The organism is Bacillota bacterium (assembly GCA_040754675.1).
Taxonomy (GTDB): domain Bacteria; phylum Bacillota; class Limnochordia; order Limnochordales; family Geochordaceae; genus Geochorda.
Genome location: JBFMCJ010000219.1, coordinates 1 through 6,830 on the forward strand (window position 1 = coordinate 1; position 6,830 = coordinate 6,830).

The window sequence follows — 6,830 nt, forward strand, 5'->3', positions numbered from 1 at the left end:
TGCCGAAACCGACGAATCTCAGGTTGGGAGAGAGCCAATCCGTCTGGTGGAACGCCAGGACCCACGCGTTCACGAGCGGGTAGAACACCCAGGCGAGCAGTGTTGCCGCGGCTGGCATCACAAAGGCAAGCCCGAGACGTGCTTGGCGCATGGACCCGCTCGCACCACCCATAGTCTGCTTTGCGAACACGCCGTGACCGCGCGCCGACGTCGGAACGTTCCCTGCAGGCCTCGGGAGAGGCCAGGCACCCCGTGACGGAGGTGCCCGGCTGAACCGCGCCCCCCGCCGGGTGCTGCGTCAGCGCGCGAGGACTTCGTTCATCCGCACCTCCGCAGACTCCATGGCGTCCCGGGCGCTCTTGCGGCGCAGCAGGACTTGCTGGAACTCCTCGTACATGATTTGGCGCAGTTGCTGAAGCTGCGGGATGTTCGGCAAGGGTCGAGCGTAGCGGGTTTGCTCGAGGAACGGTCGCAGCAGCGGGTCCTGGAAGCGCGGGAAGCCTGCCGCGGAGTACCGCGTGGGGAACGTCATCGTATACCGAGCCATGTTCTCGGGCATCACGAAGAACTTCACGAATTCCCACGCGGCGTCCGGGCGTTTGCTCTGCTTCGTGATCACCACGTTCCACCCGGCGAGGAGAGACGCTCGGGTCTCCCACTCCGGGACCAGTGCACTGCCGAGCTCGGCGCGTGGATTGGCCGCTTTGATGGGATCAATGTCGTAGGAGCCGGTCAACGTCATGGCTACCCGGTTGTTGGCCATCAGACGGCGCACGTCGTCCCCTGTGTTCTCGAGAGTGCTCGACGGCACCACGCCGTCGAAGTAAAGCTGCGACAGGAACTCTGCAGCGCGCAGCGCCTTGGGTTCGGACACCGTCGCCCGCGTGAGGTCCTTGGAGACGAAGTCGCCGCCCGAGCACCACATGAGGGTGATGAGGTTCATGGTGACGTTGTTCGGCTCTTTTCCGGGATAGCCGTAGCCGTAACGCCCTGCCGAAGTGAGGCGCCTCGCGTAAGTCGCAAGCTCTTGCCACGTGGCCGGGCCTCTGTTCGGGTCCAACCCTGCGGCGCGGAAGGCCGCTTTGTCGTACAACAGCGCGGCTGTCTCGGTCCGGTACGGGACTCCGAAGCGCTTACCCTCGAAGGTCGCCTTGATCCAGGTGTTGGGTAGGAAGTCCTTTTCGTCGAGATCCCGAGCGATGTACTCGTCGAGAGCGAGCAACCTCCCTGTCGAGGCGAACGGAACATTCCAGTCCACAGCCACGTTCATGACGTCGGGTGCGTTGCCCGTCACGAGAGAGACCAGGTACTTCTCGAACATGCCCTCCCACGGGAAGAACTCTACCTGAACCCGGATGTCGGAATGAGTACGGTTAAACTCTTCGACGATAGCGCGCGCGACGTCCTGGTTCCACGCGCCCGCCCACCACGTAATCTGTTTGACTGCCGCAGCTGCCGAACAGGACCACACAGCCCCGATCGCAGCGGCTACAAGGAGCACAGCTACTCGCGTCCTCACCCCTGCCACTCCCTTCCTTGATTCTTGGGCCGGCACCTCCACCACACAAGTCGAATCCCGCTGCATTACGGCCCGTGCCCTGCGCCCATGCACCTCCTTCCACCATACCATTCCTCAGGGCCGCCGCAACTAGAGGCGCTTGTAGCGGTCGAAGACCTCTTTCACCCGAGCGCCCGTGGACAGCTCCCCCCGCACCTTGTCCTCCATCTGTTTGATAGCTTCAGCCTTCACCAGCACCTCTTCCGCCAAATGGGCCGGCATGACAATGACTCCGTCCGCATCGCCGAATATCCAGTCGCCTGGATTGACCCGCACTTGCGAGGTGAGGCTGCCACTCATGGCGATGGGAGTCTGGAAATCCTCGACCCTCCACCGCTTGTCCGACTCGATGGGAGACGTATACCTGACGAAGACTGGCCAGTCTTCCATTTCCAGTAGGATCCGGCTGTCTCTTATTCCACCGTCGATGACGATACCGACGGCGCCACGGGCGCGAGCCGCGGCGCTCATCAGATCGCCCCAGTGGCCGACCGGGTTCCCGGATTCGGCATTGACCACGATGACGGACCCGGCGGTGATGGCCTCCAGCATGCGGAAATCTTCCAGCTTAGGGTTGTTAAACTCGCCCTCCACGCGAGGATCCCGCCGCCCCACGACCGTGAAGGCAGGCCCTGCCACCACCATGTCGCGCCGGAGGGGCCTGATCGCCAGTGAGAGACACTGAGCAGGGTAACCCATCTCATCAAGCACATCGTAGACGGCGGCAGCGTACAGACTCCTATACCGCCGTGCCATCTCTAACACATCTATCGCCATTCTGGCAGATACCCCCCTCAGGCGGCGTGCTCACGGCTCTTATCCCGTTAGTCTTGTCGGTCTTGGATCGTGACGATCATCTCCCGCACCCGGTACAAGCTGGAGCCACGCGTACTTACCCGGTCCGGGTTGTCCCTGCGCCCGCGTGACGCTTTCTCGGCTAACTTGCCGAATCGGCAACACCGGGCCGCTTGATTGCGCCTATAGGGCACGGCAGCTCTGAATGACACGGGCGCAAGCGTCTCGTACTGCGAAACATGCGTCTCCCTTGTGCGTCGTGTAGATATACGACAGAAAGCCCCACATTCCTCCCGCGAGCGTGGCCGGATGTCGCTTTTCGCACTTGTGGTTGCCGCCAAGCCGGCATGCGTGTTCGTATCTTGCGCTCCGGCGAGTGGTCTTCGCTTCCGTCGCGGTTTGAGACCCGACCGTGGTGGGTTACTTGGGAGCCCTCCTTCGTCGCCTGCGTTGGATTCGGCGCAAGCACCACAAGCAAGTTGGCGGGGCTTGCGGGCGAGTTTCGCTGTTTTGCTGGCCCGGTCTGGGTCGCCCCGGAGCATGATCCACCAAGCGACGATGAGGAGCTTGGGGGCCAAGGCGGGCGCTGCTATGCAGGAACTTCGCGGGATATACCTGCGGACCGCCTCGCGTTATCTGCGGTAACCTAGAGGAGCCGTCCCACCCACGGGAGGCGTGGCTGGAAGTTATCACCGACGCCGTGAGACCGTTCCGTGCGACCAATGGTGGGCAGCTCTTATAACAGCCGGATCCCCGATTCACTGTTAGTTTCCGGGGGCGGAAGTGGCCGCCTATGGGCTGCCAAGAGCTCATACTCCGGCACCACCACGGGATACCAGCCGTCGACCCGCATTTGCTGCGGATCTTGCGGTCCACCGTCTCGCTGGACCGCCTCCCACAGGCGCTGGTGCCGGATGCTTCTTTGTGCCGCATACTGCGGCAGGGTAAGGATCAGGCGAGTATGCTCCACAGCCAAGGGGCTTTCGGATTGCAACTTGGAGCTTAACGGCGCCGGCAAGACCACCATCATCCGCATCCTGTCGACGCTGATCGAGCCCACCAGCGGGACGGCCTCCATCTGCGGCCACGACGTTCGCACCGATCCCGCTGCCGCCCGCGCCTGCCTCGGCGTGGTGATGGCCGGCGAACGCCACCTCTACTGGAAACTCACTGGCCGGGAAAACCTCGAGTATTTTGCGACCCTCTACCACGTACCGGCCCGCGCGATCCCTGGCCGCATCCGCGCGGTGCTCGACCGGCTCGGCCTGTCGGAGCGCGCCGATGAGCTGGTCGAACGCTACTCGACGGGCATGCGGCAGCGCCTCTCCCTGGCCCGAGCTCTGCTCCACGACCCGCCGGCTCTCTTGCTCGACGAGCCGACTCTGGGGCTTGACCCGCAGGCGGCCCGGACTCTGCGGGAACTCGTCCTGGAGCTCAAGGCCGAGGGCCGGGCCATCCTCCTCACCACCCATTACATGGACGAAGGCGACTTCCTGTGCGACCGGGTGGCCATCATCAACCACGGCCGCATCGTCGCCTGCGACACGCCCGAAGCCCTCAAGCGCCGCCTGCCCGGACAGCGCCTGTTCCGGCTGGGACTGGCCGGCGCCGACGGGCACCTGGAGCGGTTGAGGCGGCACCTGCCGGACCTCCACGTGGTCGACGTGCACCAGGAGCCCGGCGGGTCGGCCACCTCGCTCACCCTCACGCTCCCGGACGGCCGGCGGGACACAGCCGACGTCGTCCACGCCGTGTTTGCCGAAGGGCTGCAGCTGCTCAACTTCTCCGTGAAGGAACCGACGCTCGAGGACGTGTTCATCGCCATGACGGGCCGCGCCCTTCGCGATTGAGGGGTGGAACGGCGAATGCGCGCCGCCTGGGCGGTCGCCCGCAAGGAACTCCTCATCATGCTCCGCTACCCGACGTGGTCGGTGGGGCTTCTGGTCTGGCCCGTGCTCTTTCCGGCCGCCTACGTCTTCTTCGGGCGGGCGCTGGCGGGGCCGGCCGGCGAGGGTATCGCCACCTTCCAGGCCGTCGCCGGCACCGGGGACTACGTGGGCTACGTCCTGCTCGGCACCACCCTCTGGATGGTGCTCAACACCGCCCTGTGGATGCTCGGCTCCCACCTGCGGCAGGAGCAGTGGCGGGGGACGCTTGAGGCGAGCTGGGTCTCGCCTGCTTCCCGGATGTGGCTGCTCGCCGGCGCCGGAGCCGTGCAAGTGGTCCAGTCGCTGGCGCTGATGGTGGTCACCCTGGTTGAGCTGCGGCTGTTGTACGGCTTCCACGTGCGGGGGAGCCTCGACCTCATCGCGCTGCTCTTGGTGCTGTCGGTAGTTGCCGTGACGGGGCTCGGCGTAGTGTTCGCAAGCCTCGTGCTGCGGGTGAGGGAGACGGATGCGATGGTGTTCTTCGTGCGGGGGCTGTTCACGGTCTTCGCCGGTATCACCTTCCCCATCGAGGTGATGCCGGGATGGATGCAGGCGGTGAGCAAAGCCTTTCCCCTAACGTATGCCATCCGCAGCCTGCGCGGCGTGGCGCTCGCCGGGTGGACGTGGGAGCAGGTAAAGGGCGATGCGCTGGCGCTCGTATGCTTCGGCGCGGGCTTCGTGGCGCTGGGGTTCTGGGTGTTTCGAACGGTCGAGCGCACGGCCCGGCGTACGGGTAGCCTCGCCCACTACTGAGGAACTTCGCCCACTACCGAGGAGGTGTGGATCATCGGGACGGCCATGCGGGTGCTCTTCGCCACCGTCAGGCGGGAGTGGCTTGTCTTCCTGCGCTACCCGATGAACGCCGTGATGCGCTTGGTGGAGCCCGTCATGTGGCTTGCGCCCGTGTACTTCCTCGGGATGAGCTTCACGAGCGGCGGGCGCTTGCCGGGGTTCGAGACGACGACGGGGACGTCCAACTTCCTTTCCTTCGTCCTGCTCGGGGGCATCGTGGGCAGCTACATCAGCGCGGTGTTCTGGGGGCTTGGCTTCGCGGTGAAGCAGCAGATGGACGAGGGGACGCTCGAGGCGGTCTGGCTGACCCCCAACTCCAGGCTGTGGCTGCTCGTGGGACGCAGCCTGTTCGGGGTGCTGATCACCGGCCTCAACACCGTCTCGGTGCTGACCATGGCGCACTTCTTGTTCGGCTTCACCGCAGGAGGCCCGCTGGGGCCTGCCCTGCTCGTTCTCATTCCGACCGTCGTGGCGCTCTACGGATTCGGGTTTGCGTACGCGGCCATCGTGCTGTTCGCCCGGGAAGCCAACTTCCTGACCGACGTGGGCAGCTTCCTGGTGCAGGTGCTGTGTGGGGTCAACTTCCCCGTGACGGCGCTGCCGCGAGCCCTCATGGTGATTGGGCTTGCCCTGCCGGTCACCTACGGGATCGACCTCATGCGGGTGTTGGTGTTGGGCACCCGCCCGCTGGTGGCGGTACCCATCGCGGTGGCCATCCTGCTCGCTTCGGCGGCCGCCTTCGTGCTGGTGGGCATCCGCTCGTTCGCCGCCATGGAGCGCCGGGTGCGCGCCGCCGGCACGGCAGGCATGCACTGACGGGGGATGCGACCGGAGCGCATCGAATCGATCCGGTCGGGAGGAGCTCCGCCGACCTTGCTCTCCCGGGACGACTACTCCCGCCTTATCGCCCTGCCCGCCGCCGGGAAGGGCGGTTGGCACTGATTATCGTATCTTTTCTCTAAGACTTCGCTTTCAGGCAGCGTGGGACATCAGCGTCATGAGCCCGGCACCACTGCTGGACGGCCGGGAGGGCCCACCCCTGCGGGACCCCCTGGAGGGTCCCGACTGGGAGGCCTGGGACGAGCTGGAGTTTGACACCCCCGAGGAGGTGGAAGCGGTCTTCCGCGCCCAGCGACGGCTCAGCTTGCGCTACGGCGCCATCTTCTTTGCCGTGACCGTCACCATGCCCCTTCTCCATACGTTCTGGCGCTTTTGGACCGACGTCCCCGTCCTCGGCGGCTTTACCCTCGCGGAGCTTTCCATCCTCTTCCTCTACCCGGCTTTCTGCATCGTCATCGGGCTTGGTTATGCCGTGGAGGCCAACCGGCTCGAAGAATCCGTGCTGGGACGGCGCTTTGCCCGCTATTACGCCCGTCGGATCGCCGGCCCACCCCGCGGGTGGCGGCTGCTGGCCTGGGCGGCCCGGCGGGGACTCTGGCGCAGGTGGCCATGACCGGTCCCGCTTTTGCCGTGGCCATAACGGCATCGGTGGTGCTGTTCAGCGTCGCCGTCTCCTGGTACGCCCGGCGTTTTACCCGCACCACCCTTGAGTTCTACCTGGCGGGGCGCACCATCGGCTTTTTCACCAACGCCTCGGCCATCTGCGGGGACTACTTCAGCGCGGCTTCGTTTTTGGGGGTGGCCGGGGCCGTCTATGCCTGGGGGCTCGATGGCATGTGGTTTGGAACCGGCTATGCAGCCGGGTTCGTGCCCCTGCTCCTGTTTTTTGCGTCACCCCTGCGGCGGTTTGGCGAGTA

Annotated in this window: 7 protein-coding genes; 5 read left to right on the top strand and 2 right to left on the bottom strand. The window is 65.3% G+C overall.

What is annotated here, in order from left to right:
* Positions 1–298 precede the first annotated feature (298 nt).
* Together AB1609_12970 and AB1609_12975 are read right to left on the bottom strand one after the other, a co-directional pair.
* A complete protein-coding gene (locus tag AB1609_12970; GenBank protein ID MEW6047371.1) occupies positions 299–1,519 on the bottom strand; it encodes an ABC transporter substrate-binding protein in 1,221 nt (406 codons plus the stop codon).
* Positions 1,520–1,648: 129 nt separating this feature from the next.
* Positions 1,649–2,335 (bottom strand): dimethylmenaquinone methyltransferase, encoded by a 687-nt coding sequence (locus AB1609_12975; protein ID MEW6047372.1) that lies wholly within the window; start codon positions 2,333–2,335, stop codon positions 1,649–1,651.
* Between the two features lie 1,013 nt (positions 2,336–3,348).
* Here AB1609_12975 and AB1609_12980 point away from each other — a divergent pair.
* From AB1609_12980 to AB1609_13000, 5 genes are all read left to right on the top strand, one after another.
* Positions 3,349–4,203, top strand: coding sequence for an ABC transporter ATP-binding protein (locus AB1609_12980; GenBank protein ID MEW6047373.1), 855 nt, complete (start codon positions 3,349–3,351; stop codon positions 4,201–4,203).
* 15 nt (positions 4,204–4,218) lie between these two features.
* Positions 4,219–5,034 (top strand): ABC transporter permease, encoded by an 816-nt coding sequence (locus tag AB1609_12985; protein ID MEW6047374.1) that lies wholly within the window; start codon positions 4,219–4,221, stop codon positions 5,032–5,034.
* Between the two features lie 24 nt (positions 5,035–5,058).
* A complete protein-coding gene (locus AB1609_12990; GenBank protein ID MEW6047375.1) occupies positions 5,059–5,889 on the top strand; it encodes an ABC transporter permease in 831 nt (276 codons plus the stop codon).
* Positions 5,890–6,070: 181 nt separating this feature from the next.
* Positions 6,071–6,526 carry a hypothetical protein gene (locus tag AB1609_12995; GenBank protein MEW6047376.1) on the top strand — a complete coding sequence of 152 codons (456 nt, stop codon included), beginning with the start codon at positions 6,071–6,073 and terminating at the stop codon, positions 6,524–6,526.
* The coding region (locus AB1609_13000) for a cation acetate symporter (protein ID MEW6047377.1) at positions 6,523–6,830 on the top strand (308 nt) is incomplete at its 3' end. The genes AB1609_12995 and AB1609_13000, both read left to right, overlap by 4 nt.